At 68.6% G+C, this 16132-nt stretch carries 12 protein-coding genes; 6 read left to right on the forward strand and 6 right to left on the reverse strand.

What is annotated here, in order from left to right; all coding sequences use genetic code 11:
* The first annotated feature begins 42 nt into the window (after window positions 1–42).
* The gene (locus ACFPFG_RS23270; protein ID WP_380108449.1) at window positions 43–2913 is read left to right on the forward strand and encodes an Hsp70 family protein; all 2871 of its coding nucleotides are present in this window, start codon (window positions 43–45) and stop codon (window positions 2911–2913) included.
* A 93-nt stretch (window positions 2914–3006) separates the two neighbouring features.
* Here ACFPFG_RS23270 and ACFPFG_RS23275 read toward each other — a convergent pair whose 3' ends face one another.
* Window positions 3007–4938, reverse strand: coding sequence for a trypsin-like peptidase domain-containing protein (locus ACFPFG_RS23275; protein WP_380108451.1), 1932 nt, complete (start codon window positions 4936–4938; stop codon window positions 3007–3009).
* 242 nt (window positions 4939–5180) lie between these two features.
* On the opposite strand from ACFPFG_RS23275, the gene ACFPFG_RS23280 reads away from it, so the two are divergent.
* The gene (locus ACFPFG_RS23280) at window positions 5181–6623 is read left to right on the forward strand and encodes an NAD-dependent succinate-semialdehyde dehydrogenase (RefSeq protein WP_183019593.1); all 1443 of its coding nucleotides are present in this window, start codon (window positions 5181–5183) and stop codon (window positions 6621–6623) included.
* Between the two features lie 45 nt (window positions 6624–6668).
* On the opposite strand, the gene ACFPFG_RS23285 is transcribed toward ACFPFG_RS23280, so the two are convergent.
* The 4 genes from ACFPFG_RS23285 to ACFPFG_RS23300 all read right to left on the reverse strand — a co-directional run bounded on the left by ACFPFG_RS23285 (window position 6669) and on the right by ACFPFG_RS23300 (window position 10960).
* Window positions 6669–7190 (reverse strand): GNAT family N-acetyltransferase, encoded by a 522-nt coding sequence (locus ACFPFG_RS23285; RefSeq protein WP_312374276.1) that lies wholly within the window; start codon window positions 7188–7190, stop codon window positions 6669–6671.
* A gap of 83 nt (window positions 7191–7273) precedes the next feature.
* Complete coding sequence (locus ACFPFG_RS23290) at window positions 7274–9259, reverse strand: FUSC family protein (protein WP_380108453.1); 1986 nt, start codon at window positions 9257–9259, stop codon at window positions 7274–7276.
* A complete protein-coding gene (locus ACFPFG_RS23295) occupies window positions 9256–9717 on the reverse strand; it encodes a MarR family winged helix-turn-helix transcriptional regulator (protein WP_183019590.1) in 462 nt (153 codons plus the stop codon). Before ACFPFG_RS23295 ends, ACFPFG_RS23290 begins: the two co-directional genes overlap by 4 nt.
* Before the next feature lie 157 nt (window positions 9718–9874).
* A complete protein-coding gene (locus ACFPFG_RS23300; protein WP_063328362.1) occupies window positions 9875–10960 on the reverse strand; it encodes a YeiH family protein in 1086 nt (361 codons plus the stop codon).
* Between the two features lie 132 nt (window positions 10961–11092).
* Between ACFPFG_RS23300 and ACFPFG_RS23305 the strand changes: the two genes are divergently transcribed.
* The 4 genes from ACFPFG_RS23305 to ACFPFG_RS23320 all read left to right on the forward strand — a co-directional run bounded on the left by ACFPFG_RS23305 (window position 11093) and on the right by ACFPFG_RS23320 (window position 14518).
* A complete protein-coding gene (locus ACFPFG_RS23305; RefSeq protein ID WP_183019589.1) occupies window positions 11093–12007 on the forward strand; it encodes a LysR family transcriptional regulator in 915 nt (304 codons plus the stop codon).
* Window positions 12008–12372: 365 nt separating this feature from the next.
* A complete protein-coding gene (locus ACFPFG_RS23310) occupies window positions 12373–12549 on the forward strand; it encodes a hypothetical protein (RefSeq protein ID WP_183019588.1) in 177 nt (58 codons plus the stop codon).
* A 2-nt stretch (window positions 12550–12551) separates the two neighbouring features.
* On the forward strand, window positions 12552–13760 hold the full coding sequence (locus tag ACFPFG_RS23315) for an NAD(P)/FAD-dependent oxidoreductase (protein WP_380108456.1): 1209 nt from the start codon (window positions 12552–12554) through the stop codon (window positions 13758–13760).
* A gap of 110 nt (window positions 13761–13870) precedes the next feature.
* Window positions 13871–14518 carry a response regulator gene (locus ACFPFG_RS23320; RefSeq protein ID WP_183019586.1) on the forward strand — a complete coding sequence of 216 codons (648 nt, stop codon included), beginning with the start codon at window positions 13871–13873 and terminating at the stop codon, window positions 14516–14518.
* Here ACFPFG_RS23320 and ACFPFG_RS23325 read toward each other — a convergent pair.
* Window positions 14486–16075, reverse strand: coding sequence for an ATP-binding response regulator (locus tag ACFPFG_RS23325; protein ID WP_183019585.1), 1590 nt, complete (start codon window positions 16073–16075; stop codon window positions 14486–14488). The two genes, ACFPFG_RS23320 and ACFPFG_RS23325, sit on opposite strands and share 33 nt — an antisense overlap.
* Window positions 16076–16132 lie beyond the last annotated feature (57 nt).

A 16132-nucleotide genomic window follows, 5' to 3' on the forward strand; every position in this document is an offset into this window, starting at 1 on the left:
GCCCGGTCCGGGCCGCGCACCGTGCCCTGTATGACTGCCGATATGCCTGATACCGCCGCCTCCGAACCTTCCGCCTCTGCCGCTCTCGCGTCCGGCGCAGCCCACGTCGTGGGCATAGACCTGGGCACCAGCCACACCGTGGTGGCGCATGTGCCCGTGGGCGGCACGGCGGCCGACATCGCCTTGCTGCCCGTGGCGCAGCGTGTCTCGGCCAGCGAGGTCGCGGCCCAGGTGCTGCTGCCCTCGGCGCGCTACCAGGCGGCGCCCGGCGAGCTGGGCGATGCCTGGCAGCAGCCCTGGGCGGCACTGGGCGCCGATGCGCAAGCGCCCGCCGTCAATGGCCGCTGGGCGCGTGACCTGGGCGCGGCCGTACCGTCGCGCCTGGTGGCCAGCGCCAAGAGCTGGCTGTCGCATGCGGGCGTGGACCGCACGGCGGCCATCCTGCCCTGGGGCGCGCCCGAAGAGGTGGCCCGGCTGTCTCCGCTGCAGGCCTCGGCCAGCTACCTGGACCATGTGCGCCAGGCCTGGGACCGCACGCACCCCGGCGCTCCGCTGCGGGACCAGCTGGTCGTGCTGACCGTGCCGGCCTCGTTCGACGAAGGCGCGCGCGCACTGACGCTGGAGGCCGCGCAGCTGGCCTGCCTGCCTGCGGTGCAATTGCTGGAGGAACCCAAGGCCGCCTTCCACGACTGGCTGGTGCTGCAGGGCGAGCATCTGGCGACCGAGCTGGCGCACAGCCGCCTGGTGCTGGTGGTGGATGTGGGCGGCGGCACCACCGACCTGACCCTGATCCGCGTGCAGCCCGGTGAAGCTGGAGGCCTGCCCGTGCTGACACGCACGGCCGTGGGCGAGCACCTGATGCTGGGCGGCGACAACATGGACCTGGCGCTGGCCCATCGGCTGGAGCCGCAGTTCGCCCCGCCCGGCGAGCGCCTGCCCGCCGCACGGTTCGCCCAACTGGTGCAGCGCTGCCGCACGGCCAAGGAACAGTTGCTGGCCAGCGATGCGCCCGAGTCCGTGGCCGTGACCCTGCTGGGCAGCGGATCGAAGCTGCTGGCGCAGACGCGCACGGCCACGCTGCGCCGCGACGAGGTGCGCGAGGCCGTGGTCGAAGGCTTCATGCCGCTGGTCGGCCTGCAGGATCTGCCCACCCGGCGCCAGGGCGCTTTGCGCGGCCTGGGGCTCCCATATCCTGCCGATGCGGCGATCACGCGGCACCTGGCGCAGTTCCTGGCGCAGCACGCGGCAGGGGAACTGCCCGATGCGGTCCTGCTCAATGGCGGCGTCTTCCACGCCCATGCGCTGGCCGAGCGGCTGCTGGCGCAACTGCAGGCCTGGCGCGGCCAGCCGCTGCGCCTGCTGCACAACCCGCATCCCGACTGGGCCGTGGCGCGCGGTGCGGCGGCGCATGGCCTGGCCATGCACCTGCACAGCCGGCCGCCTGCGGACCTGCCCGGATCGCCAGACTCCCCATCCGCGCCAGCGGCTGCGCCAGCGCTGGTACCGCGCATCGGCGGTGGCTCGCCGCGCAGCTACTGGCTGGTCCTGCCCGAGAAGGCGGGTGCCGCACCACAGGGCATCTGCCTGCTGCCGCGCGGCACGGAGGAGGGCGTGCGCATCGTGCTCTCCGGCCGGCGCTTTGCGCTGCGCCTGGGCCAGGCCGTGCGCTTTTCGCTGGTGGCCAACAGCCAGGCGGCGGCGCCTGCGCAGGCCGGCCGCATCGCGGCGCTCGACGGCGAGGGCTGGGTCGAGCTGCCCTCCCTGTCCACCGTGCTGCCTGCGCCCGAGGGCCGGGACAAGGCCCAGGTGGAAGTGCAACTGCAGGCCTGCATGTCCGAGGTCGGCACGCTGGAGGTGCGCTGCGTGGCCGCCGACGATGCGCAGCGCCAGTGGCTGCTGCCGTTCAGCGTGCGCGGTGCGCTGGCCGCAGATGCGCAGGACACCGGCGAACTTTCTGCCCGGAAGGACCGGCTGGCCGACGCCGTGGCCCTGATCGAGCGCATCTTCGGCAGCCAGGCCCAGGAGGTGACGGCCAAGGAGGTCCGCCAGCTGCGCCAGTCGCTGGAGCGACGGCTGGGCCCGCGCGAGGACTGGGATCTGCCGCTGCTGCGCGCACTGTTCGACGCCTTGCTGGCCCGCGCCAGGCGCCGCCGCCGCACGGCCGAGCACGAGCGCGTCTGGCTGAACCTGGCAGGCTGGTGCCTGCGCCCCGGCGTGGGCGCCGAGCTGGACGGCTGGCGCATGCAGCAGGTCTGGCAACTGCATGGCCAGGGCCTGGGCCATGGCGGCGAGGCGGCCAACCGCACCGAATGGTGGGTCTTCTGGCGCCGCGTGGCCGCGGGCCTGGACGAGGCCCGGCAGATGGAGCTGCTGGAAGAGGTTGCCGGCCACATGCAAAAGGCGGTGCAGCAGGCCACGCAGCGCAGCCAGGGCAAGTCCGCCCATGGCAGCTACGACGACATGCTGCGCCTGTTCGCCGCCATGGAGGCCGTACCCTGGCAGTACCGCCAGGAAATGGGCCGGTGGATGCTGCAGCGGCTGAAGCACCCTGGCGAATCCGTGCAGACCTGGTGGGCCATAGGCCGCCTGGCCGCGCGCATGCCGCTGGCCGCCAATGCCCACCGCGTCATGCCGCCCGAGGCTGCGCAGGAGTTCCTGGACGCCACCCTGGCCCAGGACTGGCGCCGCAACGAAACCGCCATGTTCGCCGCCGTGCAGATGGCCCGCATGACGGGCGACCGTACGCTGGACCTGTCCGATGCGCAGCGCTCTGTTGTGCTGGAGCGCCTGCGCGCGGCAGGTGCGCCGCAGCGCTGGATGGCCCTGGTCGAGCAGGTGCAGCGGATGGATGAGCAGGACGCGAAGCGCAGCTTTGGAGACAGCCTGCCGCCGGGGCTGGTGCTGGTGGGGTGATGGCTGTTGCCCCAAGAAGAAGGCCCCGCACTGCGGGGCCTTCTTCTTGGGGAGGCACTGCGGTGCAGTGCGCCGGGCCAGCCAGTGTTGGGCTTATTGCGATGGCCAGACGTAGTAGGCGATGCCTTCATTACGGAAGCGGGCAAATGTGGCAATCACATAGTCGCGTTCGATGGCGCTGGCCGTGTAGAAGTGAGCATCCGAATCCATGTTGTAGAACTGGTAGACGGGCACGCTGCCTGCGACGGCATTCTTTTGTGCATACCAGGTCGGGCCTTCGTAGATGAAACGGGCAAAGGTCTGGTGGACGTAGTCGCGAACGCTTTCACTGATGGTGTAGTAGTGCGCTCCCGAATCCTGGTTGTAGAAGCGAAAGACCGGGCTCAGGCCTTGCTGGGGCTGGGCAGAGGCATAGAAAGCCACGTTCTCGTATTGAAACTCCGGGAGCTTGGCGATCACGTAGTCGCGCTCGGCAACACTGCCTGTGTAGAAGTGGGCGCCCGTGAGCGCGTTGTAGAAGCGGTATACAGGGCTGCGCGCCGTGGTCGCACTGGCTGCCAGCCATTTCTGGAGGGCGGGGTACAGCAGGTCGAAGCGTCCGTAGATCGAGGTGCCGCCAGATGCAGAGCAGGTTTGGTCGTCACCCCCATAGAGCGTGCCCGCCAGCCGTCCCTGCAGGAACAGGCCCGAGCCACTGCTGCCCGGCTGCGTCAGCCCCTGGTCCCAGATCACAAGGTTGAAGCCGCCGTTGCCCTTGCTGTCGTTGGAGCAACGCATCGTGCCTTCACTCGACGGCTCGCATGCGACCGAGCCATAGGCCGTGCCGAAGCTGATCTTTTGCAGGTCGCCACGTGGATGGTGTATGCCCACGACGCTGGCACCGCTCGTCAGCGTCTGCGTGGTCCAGCCGGAGAAGACCGCGCCAGCGGGAGGCGTGTCGTTGAGGCGCATCAGGGCGCCGTCATAGGTTGCCGTTGCGTAGAGCAAGGTTGCGCCGTTGCGCAGAACCTTGTTCCCAGATGACAGCGTGCGGCTGTTGCACGAGGGCGTGCGATAGAACCACGAGGTTTCCAGCGTGGAAGCCACGGTCTGGCTGCTGATGCAATGGTTGGCCGTGACGAAGTAGGGGGTGCCGGAGCTTGCCGTGTCGTTGAGCAGGGTGCCCGAGCAGACATAGCCCATCCCGTCCTTGATGTAGAGCATGCGGGCCACGGCGTTGCGTTGCGAGCTGTATGCGTCGTAGCAGGTGGAATCCAGTTGGCAGGGCAGGGATTCGTTGAGCTGTGCCGAGAACTGCATCTCGCCTTCCAGCGGCAGCGAGAGGTTCTCATGCACATGCATCACACGCGGGATGGCGATGCGCAGCGTGTCGGCCGGGACGCCCGGGGGCAGTTCGATCTCCAGCGTCACCTCGTCGCCGCCCGTGTCGGGAGTCCACCAGGTGCGGCCGTCGTTACCTGTGTCGCCCGCGTCCAGGTTGGCCTGCAGAACCTGCAGAATGCGCTGGCCGGCGATCTCGTAGGCGCCTGCGCGGTCTTGCTGCGCATAGACGCGCAGCAGCGCGTTGCCGGGCAACTGGTTCATTTCCACGCCCAGGCGTATGCCATAGGCGCCTTCCGAGCGCACGCTGACGGCCGCCACACGTGCGCCGGAGGCGGTGGTGCTCCATTGCAGTTGCGATGCCAATGCGTCCACCGTGGCCGTTTGCTCACTCAGCCGCTGGGCGCCCACCTGCATTGCGCCACCTGCTGCCGGTGCCGATGCGGCGCGGTATTCCTTCCATGCGCCCAGCTCCACGCGCAGCGGCGTGACCTCGGTGGCTGCAGCCTGGCTGCGCGAAGCCAGGAACTCCCGGGGCGTGTCCTGCGGCTGGACGCGCGAGTCCACGCTCATGCGGGGTATGTACTGCGGCGCGTCGCTGGCCGGAGCCTGCCCCCAGGCCAGCCCCAGGCTGCCCGCCAGGGCGAGCGCCAGCGCGACACTGCGCAAACCCCTGCGCGCAGTGGTGTCGAAAAGATCGGTCATGAGCTCCCTCTCAACGGATTGGTGGATATTGCGAGACCCGGGCATTTTAGGTGTTGTGTGCGTGACAGCCCAATGACCGCAGGGCCGTCCGGCCCTTCCTAGAATGGTCGCTGCGCTGCAGCGGCAGCCGGGCGCGGACACCGCATGACCGCGCCTGCCTTGCCCCGCTCTCGCTCCGTTTTCTTTTGCGCCGGCCTGCCTGCGCGCGTGCCCACCGCCATCCACCAAGGACCTGATCCAGCATGAGCCACTCCTACTCCGACACCCAACTCCTGATCGACGGCCAATGGCAGGACGCCGCCAGCGGCAGGAAGATTCCCGTGCGCAACCCGGCCAGCGGAGAAGTCATCGGCCATGTGGCCCATGCCGACGTGGCCGACCTGGACCGTGCGCTGGCCGCCGCGCAGCGCGGCTTCGAGGTCTGGCGCAATGTCTCCGCCCATGAGCGTGGCGCCGCCATGCGCCGTGCCGCCGCCCTGCTCAAGGAGCGCGCCGACGAGATCGCCGCGCTCCTGACACAGGAGCAGGGCAAGCCCGTGGCCGAGGCCAAGGGCGAGATCCTGGCCGGCGTGGGCATCATCGAATGGTTTGCCGACGAGGCGCTGCGCGTGTACGGCCGCATCGTGCCCTCGCGCCGCCCCGAGGTACAGCAGCTGGTGATCAAGGAGCCCGTGGGCCCCGTGGCCGCCTTCACGCCCTGGAACTTCCCCGTCAACCAGATCGTGCGCAAGATCGGCGCGGCGCTGGCCACGGGCTGCTCCTTCCTGTGCAAGGCGCCCGAGGAAACCCCGGCCGCACCCGCCGCCCTGTTCAAGTGCTTCGTCGATGCCGGCGTGCCGGCCGGCGTGGTGGGCCTGGTGTTCGGTGATCCGGCCCAGATTTCCTCCTACCTGATCGCCCATCCCGTGATCCGCAAGGTCACGTTCACCGGCTCCACCGCAGTGGGCAAGCAACTGGCGGCGCTGGCCGGCCAGCATATGAAGCGCTCGACCATGGAGCTGGGCGGCCACGCGCCGGTCATCGTGGCCGAGGATGCCGACGTGGCCCTGGCCGTGAAGGCCGCAGGCGCGTCCAAGTTCCGCAACGCGGGCCAGGTCTGCATCTCGCCCACGCGCTTTCTGGTGCACAACAGCGTGCGCGAGGAATTCACGCGCGCCATGGTCGCGCATGCCGAAGGCCTCAAGGTCGGCGATGGCCTGGTGCAGGGCACGCAAATGGGCCCGCTGGCCAATCCGCGCCGCGTCACGGCCTTGTCCCATCTGATCGAGGATGCGCAAAAGCAGGGCGCCAAGCTGCTCACGGGCGGTGCCTCGCTGGGTGGCGCGGGCAACTTCTTCGCACCCACGGTGCTGGGCGACGTGCCGTTGAGCGCCGAAATTTTCAACCAGGAGCCCTTCGGCCCCGTGGCCGCCATCCGCGGCTTTGACGATCTGGGCGATGCCATCGCCGAGGCCAACCGCCTGTCCTACGGCCTGGCTGCCTATGCGTTCACACGCTCCATCAAGACGGCCCACCAGCTGGCCCAGCAGGTCGAGGCCGGCATGCTGTGGATCAACCAGCCGGCCGTGGCCTCGGCCGAGATGCCGTTCGGCGGCATCAAGGACTCGGGCTACGGCTCCGAAGGCGGCCCCGAGGCGCTGGAGGCCTACCTGGTCTCCAAGGCCGTGTCCATTGCCGCCGTGTGATCATGGCCGGTTGAACGATGAACGGCCCCTGAAAGGGGCCGTTTTTCATGGGTGCGGCTTGCGCGCGGGTAGCCGGTAGACGACGGACGCGTACTTGGGCCGCTGCTGCTGCTCCACGACGATCCCGCCCAATCCTTCGGCGATGCGCCGGCTGGCCGTGTTGGCCTCGGCGACCGGGTAGCTGAAGGACTGCGGGGCGAAGGTCTCCACGGCCCATGCGGCCAGCGCGGCCACGGCTTCGCGGCCGTAGCCCCGGCCATGCGCGTCCTCGCGTATCCAGATGCCCAGTTCGGGTTCGGCATCGCGTGCGCGGTGCAGGCCCAGCAAGCCGGTGAAGCGGCCTGACGTGCGCTCGCGCAGCGTGAAGTTGAAGTCCGTGCCGGCCGCGATCTCCCGCAGCCATCCACGCCAGACCGCTTCGAACTCGGCAGGCGTCGACGCCGGCTCGAAGGACAGGTAGCGCGTCAGCGTGGGCGTGATGCAGGCAAAGGCCTCATCGGCATCGGCGGCAGTGAAGGGGCGCAGCGCCAGGCGCTGTGAGTGGATGGTGGTGTCGCTCCACGACATGGATGCTTTCCTCGCAACAGGGGGACAGGGAGCGTGGGGCGCTGCCAGCCTGGGACTCGGCCATTCTGGCATGGGCCGGCGATTCAGCCGGCGTTGCGGAAGAAGGCTTCGTGCTGCGCGATCTCATGCGCTGCCTGGCGCAGCTGGCGGGCCTGGCCGGGATGGCGTTCCGCCACGCGCTGCGCCAGAGCGTGCAAAAGCGGCGGGCACTGGCCGGGCGACTGCTGCAGCCGCTGCAGGCGCAGCAGCGCGGCGCGCACGGCGCGGGCCGTGCCGTCGCCAAGCGCAGCTTCCTCGGACAGCTGGTGCAGCGCCTGGATGGCGCGGCCCACATGCAGGGCGGCCAGGCCGCACTCGGCCGCCTGCGCGCCCAGTTGCCCTGCGGCCTGCTCCGACATGCGCACCAGGCGCAGCAGCCGGTGGTACAGGCGTGCGCGCCAGATGCGGCCATCGCGCGCATGGCCGGGCGTGGCGGCCATGTCCTGCAGCTCGTGGACCATCATGGAGCGCAGGCCCTGCAGCCGCCCCTGCAGCGTGACCGGCAGGATGAAGCGGTAGGCGGCCCAGCCGGCCAGCGGCCCGGACACCACGGCCAGCCCCAGGGCCAGCGCATGGCCGAAGCTGGCCGTCTGCGGAAAGTGGGGCTGCAGCAGGAGCAGCAGCACCATGTTGCAGTCGTAGCCCGACAGCATGGTGCGCTGGTGGGAAAACAGCAGCGCACCCACGAAGACGAAGGGCAGCATCAGCCAGACCATGCCCGCCTGGCTGCTGGCGAACGGCCAGACCAGCCACTGGCAGGCCAGGGCCACCAGCACGCCCAGGGCCTGGCCCAGGGTCACATGGCGCATGGTGGCCGAAGGGTTCTCGAAGCCCGAGAACACGGTCAGCATGATGGACATGCCCAGCAGCATGTAGGCGCCGCCGCTCCAGCCCGTGGCCACCCACAGCAGGCCCACGATGGCGATGGCCGCGCTGGCGCGCAGCATGGCGCGGCGTGCGCCCAGCCAGTCGCTGTGCAGCACCACCGGCCATTGGCGCGCGCGGTGGCCGGGCGGCAGGGTCACGTCATGGGTGGCGGCCAGGTGGGCCTGCAGCGCAAAGCCCATCGGGGCCAGCATGTCGGCTGCGCCGGGCCAGGCCATGGCCGCCTCGCGTGCGCGCACCAGGGCCGCCGCGGCCTCGTGCAACTGCACGCGCGTCTCCAGTGCCAGGGCGGCTTCGCGCAGTGCCTGCGCGGCGGCCATGGCCTGCGCCTCGCCAAAGGCCGAAGGGGGCTCCTGCGACGGGGCATCGCGCAGCCACAGCAGGGCCGAGATCTGGGCATTCATGAGCCGGCGCAGCGCGTGCACGGCCTCGCGCGAGCGCTGCGATCCTGCGGCGTGCGGGTCCAGCCCCTCCTCGATCACGGCCATGGCCAGCAGGCGGGCGGCGATCTCCTGCGAGCCCAGGGACGCACGGCCGCGCGCCTGCAGGCTGCCGGCCAGATCGCGCAGGAGTTGCGCGAACAGCTGGCGCACCTCGGCATTGCCGGGAATGCCGCTGCCCTTGGGCGTGAACAGCCAGCCCACGAGCAGGGCTGCGAACACGCCGGTCAGCGCCGTGAACAGCCGGTCCCAGCCCAGCGCGAAGACCTGTTCGGGATGGGCGAAGTCCAGTAGCGCCACCATGGCTGCCGAATAGCCGGCCAGCATGGTGCCGTAGGCCACGAAGCTGCGCTGCAGATTGCCCACGCCCGCGCACAGGCCCAGCCACACGGCCAGGCCCAGCACCAGCCACAGCAGGTTTCCCTGGGCCAGCAGCACCAGGCCCACGCCCACGGCCGTGCCGGCCACGGTGCCTGCGACCCGGAAAAAGCTTTTCTCTAGCAGTTGCCCGCGCAGCGGCTGGGACGCGGCCCAGGTGGCCATGGCGGCCCACTGCGGATGCTCCAGCCCCAGCTGCCAGGCAGCCAGCAGAGCCAGGCAGGCAGCAAAGGCCGTGCGCAGGTGCTGGCGCAGGCGCACGGGGTCGAAGCCCCAGCGGGCCGAGGCCTGCAGCAGGCGGCCATAGGCATCGTGGAGGGCGCTCATGGCGTGCCCTCGGTACGCAGCGCGGCCATGCGCGCCTGGATCTTGGCCATGCCGGACAGCATGGCCTCGACCTCGGCATCGTCCAGGTCCTGCAGCATGGCCAGCTCGGCCTGCAGCATGGTGGCGCGCACGCGGTCCACGGCGCGGTTGCCTTCATCGGTCAGGAAGATGCGCTTGCTGCGCCGGTCGCCAGGGTCGGCGCGGCGCTCCACCCAGCCGTGGCCCTCAAGAATGTCGAGCAGGCGCACCAGGCTGGAGCCGTCCAGGCCCACGCGCTCGGCCAGTTCCTTTTGCGTGACGCCGTCGCCCCAGGCGCGCAGGTGGATCAGCGGCGCCCAGGTGGCATCGGTGAGGCCGTCGGCCAGCAGTTGCTCCTCGACCTGGCGGCGCCACTGGCGTACCAGGGTGACCATGAGAAAGCCGAGGCGGGCGCGGGGAGGGGCAGAGGCAAAGGACATTCCCCGATTATCTTTGTAGTTCAATTAATTTGCATTGCAAATTAATTGTGCCTGCATTTATACCAAGGGTATTCCCTTGTTTCGAAAGGCAGGCAGTCCATGAAAAAGGCCCTGCAAGACGATGCTTCGCAGGGCCGGTCGATGGATGCGGACGGCTTCAGAGCAGGCCGGGCACCCAGCGGTTGAAGAGCAGGCCCGCCACCAGCAGCCATGCGAACAGCAAGGCGGCCAGCAGCAGGGGCTTCGTGCCTGCGGCACGCACGGCGCGGACATGGGTGGTCAGGCCCAGGGCCGCCATGGCCACGGCCAGCAGGGCGTTGTCCAGCTGCACGCCCACCTGCACCACGGCGGCAGGCAGCACGCCCAGCGAGTTCACGCCGGCCATGGCGACGAAGCCCAGCGCGAACCAGGGAATGGTGATGCGGCGCGGCTGGCCGTCGCTCACCTGGCTGCTGCGGTTGCCGCGCGCCACCGCCATGGACAGCAGCAGCAGGAAGGGGGCCAGCATCATCACGCGCACCATCTTGGAGATCACGGCCACGTCGGCGGCTTCGGGGGCAATGGCTTCGCCGGCGGCCACGACCTGGGCCACCTCGTGCACGGTGGAGCCCACGTACAGGCCGTACTGGGCGGGCGACATGTCCAGCCAGCCGTGGGCGGCGTTCCAGTGGAACAGTGCGGGATAGAGGAAGGTTCCCACGGTGCCGAAGACCACGACGGTGGCCACGGCCACGGCCACGTCTTCGGCGCGGCCCTTGATCACGGGTTCGGTGGCCAGCACGGCAGCCGCGCCGCAGATGGAGCTGCCCGCGCCGATCAGCACGGTGGTGCGCGCATCCAGCCCGAAGACGCGGCGGCCCAGCCACTGCGCCAGCAAAAAGGTGCTGCCCAGCACCAGGGCATCGACCACCACGCCGGCCATGCCCACATGGCCTATGTCCTGGAAGGTCAGCCGCAGGCCGTAGAGCACGATGCCCGCACGCAGCAGGCGCTGCTTGGCCAGGCCCACGCCGGCATGGCAGCCGGGCGCCAGGCGCGGATAGACGGTGTTGCCGATGACCAGGCCGATGCAGATGGCCAGCGTCAGCGCGCTCAGGCCCGAGCCGGCCAGCAGGGGCTGGCGCGCGCCCCAGGTGGCGGCCGCGGCAATGGCGCCGGCCAGCAGCAGGCCGGGCGCAAGCTCGGTCAACTGGCGAAGCCAGCCGGACGGATGGGAGGGGCGTGGGAGGGATGTGGTGTTCATGGTGCCTGCGCGCCGCGTCAGGAGCGCGGTGCATGGGAGGCACTTTAGATTTCTTGGCTATATTCGTATAACGAATAGTTTTTGTAGCACCAACCGGGAAAACAGGTTGATGCCTCGTTCAGACTGCACGCGATGCTGCACCTCACCCTGCGCCAACTCGAAATCTTCTGCGCCGTCGCCCAGGCGGGCTCCACCGTGGCTGCGGCCGATGCCGTGGCACTGTCGCAGTCGGCCACCAGCGCCGCGCTGCAGCAGCTGGAGCAGGCCATGGGCGCCCAGCTGTTCGAGCGCGTGGGCCGGCGGCTGGCGCTCAACGATGCCGGGCGGGCCCTGTTGCCCGAGGCGCTGGCGCTGCTGGAGCAGGCCAGGGGCATAGAGCAGGCGTTTTCGGTGCGGGCCGCCAGCCTGCCCGTGCGACTGCGCGTGGCAGCCAGCACCACCATAGGCACCTATGCGCTGCCGGCCGTGCTCGCGCACCTGGCGCGCAGCCATCCGCACCTGAGCGTGGACCTGCAGATCGCCAACACGCGCGAGGTGGGCCAGGCCGTGGAATCGCTGGACGTGGACCTGGGCCTGATCGAGGGCACCAGCCACTGGCCCGGGCTGGAGGTCGAGCCCTGGATGCGTGACGAACTGGTCATCGTGGCCGCGGCGCAGGACCCGCTGGTGCAGGACGCGGGCCAGCGCCCGCTGGGCGTGGCCGCCTTGCGTGGTGCGCGCTGGCTGCTGCGCGAGCCCGGCTCGGGCACGCGCGAGATGGTCGAGCATGCGCTGCTGCCGCATCTGCACCAGTTGCCGGCCGCCGCCACGCTGGGCAGCTCCGAGGCGATAGCGCGCTGCGTGGCCCAGGGCCTGGGCATCAGCTGCCTGTCGCGCGTGCTGGTGCAGGCCCTGGTCGCCTCGGGAGAACTGGCCGTGCTGCCGACCACGCTGCCGCGCATGTGGCGGGATTTCTCGCTGGTGCAGCGGGCGGGCAAGCGCCGCTCGCCGGCGCTGGCGGCCTTTGTGCAGGCCTGCCATGTGCGGCAGGCCCGAGGCGCTGCATAAAAGCCATGGTGGTTGCGCCTCTTGGAGGGGCAGGGATCCACTCCCAGAACCCGTTCGTGACCTCGGTGCGAAACATGAGTCCGAGGGGGAACCGGATGGGGTGGGTGGCGACTGCCGCATCCACCGGAAGGAGCCCGGCCTGTGCGCCAGACGATCCGGGCCGACTGTCTGGGGGAATGCTCCGGCACGTGTGGTCGGGATAGGCCGTCAACTGTGCATGTTCGCACGGTCTGCGCTGTGCCACAGTGGGCGCACGAGCCTCTGGGCCGGCATTCGCGCGGACCTGTCGCCCCGGTCCTGCAGTTGCTCCCTCCAGGGATTCGGCCCCAACGACATGCCGCAGCAGGCCCAGAAGGAGAACCATCTTGTCCCATCACGCCCGCAAGCCGGCGCATGCCCCGCGCCTGACGTTCCAGGACATCGTGGCCACGGTGGCCAGCCGGCCCACTTGGCGATGGCATCAATTCGCGGCAAGGGGCCTGGGGGCGGAAATGGCCGCCGCCTCGTCCATGCAGAGCCTGAACGCTTTCATCGGTGCGTGACCATGGGCAAGAAGCGCATCGTGATCGTGGGTGCGAGCCTGGCGGGATTGCGCGCGGCGGAAACCCTGCGCAAGCAGGGCTTCGATGGCGGGCTGGTCATGCTGGGCGCGGAGGCGCATTTGCCGTACGACCGTCCACCGCTGTCCAAGGAACTGCTCAAGGGCGATGTGGGCGCGGCGGCGCTGTCCTATCACCCCCAGGCCTGGTACGACGGGCAGGGCATAGAACTGATTCTTGGCTCGGCCGCAACGGGGCTGGATCCCGTCGCCCGGCGAGTGATGCACGCAAAAGGACCGCATGGCGCAAAAGGCCATTTGCAATATGACGGCCTGATCATCGCCTGCGGCGCGCGGGCCCGCCGACTGGAGAGCGGGATGCAAAAGCGGGGCGTCTTCGTCATTCGCTCGATCGAGGACTCTCTGGCGCTGAAAGCTGCGCTTCAGCCCGGCATGCAACTGGTCGTAATGGGGGCCGGATTTATCGGCGCCGAGGTTGCGGCCAGCGCCAGGGCACTCGGTGTCGAGGTGACGGTGCTGGAAGCTGCTGCAAGCCCCCTGCGGCGGGTTTTCGGAGAAGGCCTGGGCATGGCGCTCGGCCAACTGCACGGCGAGCACGGATCGGTGCTGCGCTGTGGCGTCGAGGTCTCCCGCATCCTCGGTCATGAACGAGTCATCGGCGTGGAGCTGACGGACGGCGCAACGCTGCCGGCGGACGTGGTAGTCGTGGGCATAGGCGCAGTGCCCAACGTCGAGTGGCTTGCCGGATCCGGATTGTCTGTCGGCAACGGCTTGCTGTGCGACGAGTTTCTCTGGACCGGCTGCGAGGGCGTTTATGCGGCGGGCGATGTCGCATCGTGCGTCAACACTTGGCTTGGCGAGCGCGTGCGCGGCGAGCAATGGACGACAGCCGGCGACCAGGGGCGTCTTGCCGCACTGAACCTGCTGGCAGGAAAAGAGGGCCATCAGGCCTTTGAAACTGCGCCGTATTTCTGGTCAGACCAGTACGGTTGCAGAATCCAGTCGATCGGACGGACGGTGTCGGCAGATCTGGTCCATCTGCTCGGATCGCCGCAGCAACGGCCCTTTGTCGGCGCGTTTGTGGAAAATGGCCTGACTGTCGGAGCCATTGCAGTGAATGCTCCCCGGCAATTCGCGAAATTGCGGCCTTTCGTCGTGCGCCGGGCCGCGTCCGCAGACCTTCCTTTGTTGTAGCTGGCCGGCCTTCGCGGGCATGTAAAAGTGCATGGCACGCTCTAGGGCCACTACCGCTTGGCAGAGCGGGGTGAGTGCGGCACCATGGGACGCTACGTACAAATACCCCCATGAAGATTCTGGTTGCCGACGATCACGTCATCTTCCGCGTCGGCCTGGAGCTGACGCTGGACGCATTGACGGGGGGCGCGCAGATCCATGCGGCCTGTGACTTTCCCTCCCTTGTCTCGCTCATCGAGGCGCATCCCGACGCAGACATCGCCGTGATCGATCTGAACATGCCTGGGATGAACGGGCCCGTCGGGCTTCAGATTCTTCGCGAGCGCCTGCGCAAAACCCCGATCCTGGTGCTGTCCGCATCTGCCGAGCAGGACGACGTCTATGGCTGCCTGGCGAACGGCGCGTCAGGCTATGTTCACAAGGGGGCGCCGGCCGAGATGCTTCAGGATGCCGTTCGAGTGGTATGCGCTGGAGGCGTTTTCCTGCCGCGGCACCTGCTTGCGCAGCCTCCTGGCCAGGACGAAATCGCGCCGCAGCTAAGCCTGTCGCCACGTCAGCAGCAAGTCTTCGATCTGCTTGTGCAGGGGCACCCAAACAAGCGCATCGCCTTCGATCTGTCCGTGAGCGAGGGAACGGTCAAGGCCCATGTGGCCGCAATCATGCGCCGCTTTGGCGTGGTCAATCGCGTGCAATTGCTGCGCGCGGCAGAAAATGCTGGCCTGCTGTCAAGGGCCCGGCGTTTCCGAACCCTGCCCTGACGCCGACAGGCTGTGCAGCACGGCGTGCAGTGCCGCCGGCATGACGGGCTTGAAGAGCACCTTGCGGCGCGCGCCATTCCTCGTTGCCAACTCGGACGCATCGTAGTGGCCGGTCAGCATCAGGCCGGGCAGGGGGCCGAACCGGCGCTCGAGCTCGTCGTAGGCGTCGAAGCCATCCATAGGCCCGTTGATATGCCAGTCCGCAATCACCAACTCCGGAATGACGTCGCCGAGCCGCTGCAGCAGTTCGGGCAGTGTGGTTCCATGCCAGACCTGCCAGCCGCAGGCCTGCAGCGTCCGCGCAAGCCCGTCGGCGATGTCCGGGTCGTCCTCCAGCAGCGCTACACGCCGTGGCGGCAGCAAGGCGGGCAGGCGCGGCCTCGCTTCGCTCCTGGCCGAGGCTTTGCCTCTCCCGGACTTGTCGACCACTTGTACCTCGATGGAAAACACCGATCCGCGCCCTGGTGTCGATCTCACCGTTACGGTGTGTCCCAGCAGTTTTGCGAGGCGTCGCACGATTGCAAGCCCGAGTCCCAGTCCGGGCGAGAAGGAGTCGCGGCCATCGGGCAAGCGCACGAACTCGCGAAAGATCTGCTTGAGCTGATTGGCGGGAATGCCGCGGCCTGTATCCCAGACCTCGATTCGCAGGCGCGTGCCCTTGCGCCTGCAGCCGATGAGCACCTTGCCGCTCGACGTGTACTTCAACGCGTTGGAGACAAGATTGCGCAATATGCGCCCGAGCAACCGGGGATCGGTGGAGACAAGCTGGCGATTGGGGACGACACGCAGTTGTATGCCCCGGCGCAGGGCCTGCGCCTGCAATTGCGTGGCCACCGCGGCGATGACCTCTCCCGCATGGACTGCGGCAATGTGCGGGCGCAGCGCCCCGGCGTCGAGGCGGCTGAACTCCAGCAGGCTCTCCAGCAGTTCCATGCAGGCCTGCATCGAATGCTCGACTGCCTGCAGCATCTCGTGGCCGGCAAAGGTATGCACCTCCTGGCGCAGTGTGCCGATCAGCAGCACGGCGGCCTGCAGGGGCTGACTGATGTCATGGCTTGTCGAGGCCAGGAATTTGGCCGTCGCGGCCGCATTGGATTGCGCACGATCCCTCGCTGCCTCCAATTCACGCGTTCGCTGGGCGACCAGAGCCTCGAGCCGCTCTGCATTCAGGACCCGGTCCGTGATGTCGGTGTGAGTCCCCGCCAGACGGACCGCCCGGCCTTGCGCATCCCGCAGGACGGCTCCACGGGAAAGTATCCAGCGCCAGCCGCCGTCGTGGTGCTTGAGACGGAACTCGACCCGGTATTCTTCGGCGCGCCCATTGAGGTAGGCGTCGATCGAGTCGATGACTCGAGGCCGGTCCTGGTCATGCAGGCGGCTGAGAAATGTATTGATATGCGACGGACCGGCCTCGGCATGCTCTCCTACGAGTTCCAGCCAACGGCTTGAGTAATACACGGTTGAATCGACGATATTCCAGTCCCAAATGCCATCATTCGCGCTCATCGCCACGATGTGCAGCAATTCAGGGTCTGCCGAGAGTTGAGAGCTTCTCATTTTTCCTGCCCCCCAGGTGTGAAAGAGAAAAGGTTATTTTCAAGTTCTGGAGCCGCC

Origin of the sequence: Delftia deserti (genome assembly GCF_042653485.1) — a bacterium.
Taxonomy (GTDB): domain Bacteria; phylum Pseudomonadota; class Gammaproteobacteria; order Burkholderiales; family Burkholderiaceae_C; genus Comamonas; species Comamonas acidovorans.

Excerpts from the sequence above, each read along its gene's own strand:
- ACFPFG_RS23270 (WP_380108449.1), top strand. The coding sequence starts at position 43 with ATGCCTGATACCGCCGCCTCCGAACCTTCCGCCTCTGCCGCTCTCGCG.
- ACFPFG_RS23275 (WP_380108451.1), bottom strand. The coding sequence starts at position 4,938 with ATGACCGATCTTTTCGACACCACTGCGCGCAGGGGTTTGCGCAGTGTC.
- ACFPFG_RS23280 (WP_183019593.1), top strand. The coding sequence starts at position 5,181 with ATGAGCCACTCCTACTCCGACACCCAACTCCTGATCGACGGCCAATGG.
- ACFPFG_RS23285 (WP_312374276.1), bottom strand. The coding sequence starts at position 7,190 with ATGTCGTGGAGCGACACCACCATCCACTCACAGCGCCTGGCGCTGCGC.
- ACFPFG_RS23290 (WP_380108453.1), bottom strand. The coding sequence starts at position 9,259 with ATGAGCGCCCTCCACGATGCCTATGGCCGCCTGCTGCAGGCCTCGGCC.
- ACFPFG_RS23295 (WP_183019590.1), bottom strand. The coding sequence starts at position 9,717 with ATGTCCTTTGCCTCTGCCCCTCCCCGCGCCCGCCTCGGCTTTCTCATG.
- ACFPFG_RS23300 (WP_063328362.1), bottom strand. The coding sequence starts at position 10,960 with ATGAACACCACATCCCTCCCACGCCCCTCCCATCCGTCCGGCTGGCTT.
- ACFPFG_RS23305 (WP_183019589.1), top strand. The coding sequence starts at position 11,093 with ATGCTGCACCTCACCCTGCGCCAACTCGAAATCTTCTGCGCCGTCGCC.
- ACFPFG_RS23315 (WP_380108456.1), top strand. The coding sequence starts at position 12,552 with ATGGGCAAGAAGCGCATCGTGATCGTGGGTGCGAGCCTGGCGGGATTG.
- ACFPFG_RS23320 (WP_183019586.1), top strand. The coding sequence starts at position 13,871 with ATGAAGATTCTGGTTGCCGACGATCACGTCATCTTCCGCGTCGGCCTG.
- ACFPFG_RS23325 (WP_183019585.1), bottom strand. The coding sequence starts at position 16,075 with ATGAGAAGCTCTCAACTCTCGGCAGACCCTGAATTGCTGCACATCGTG.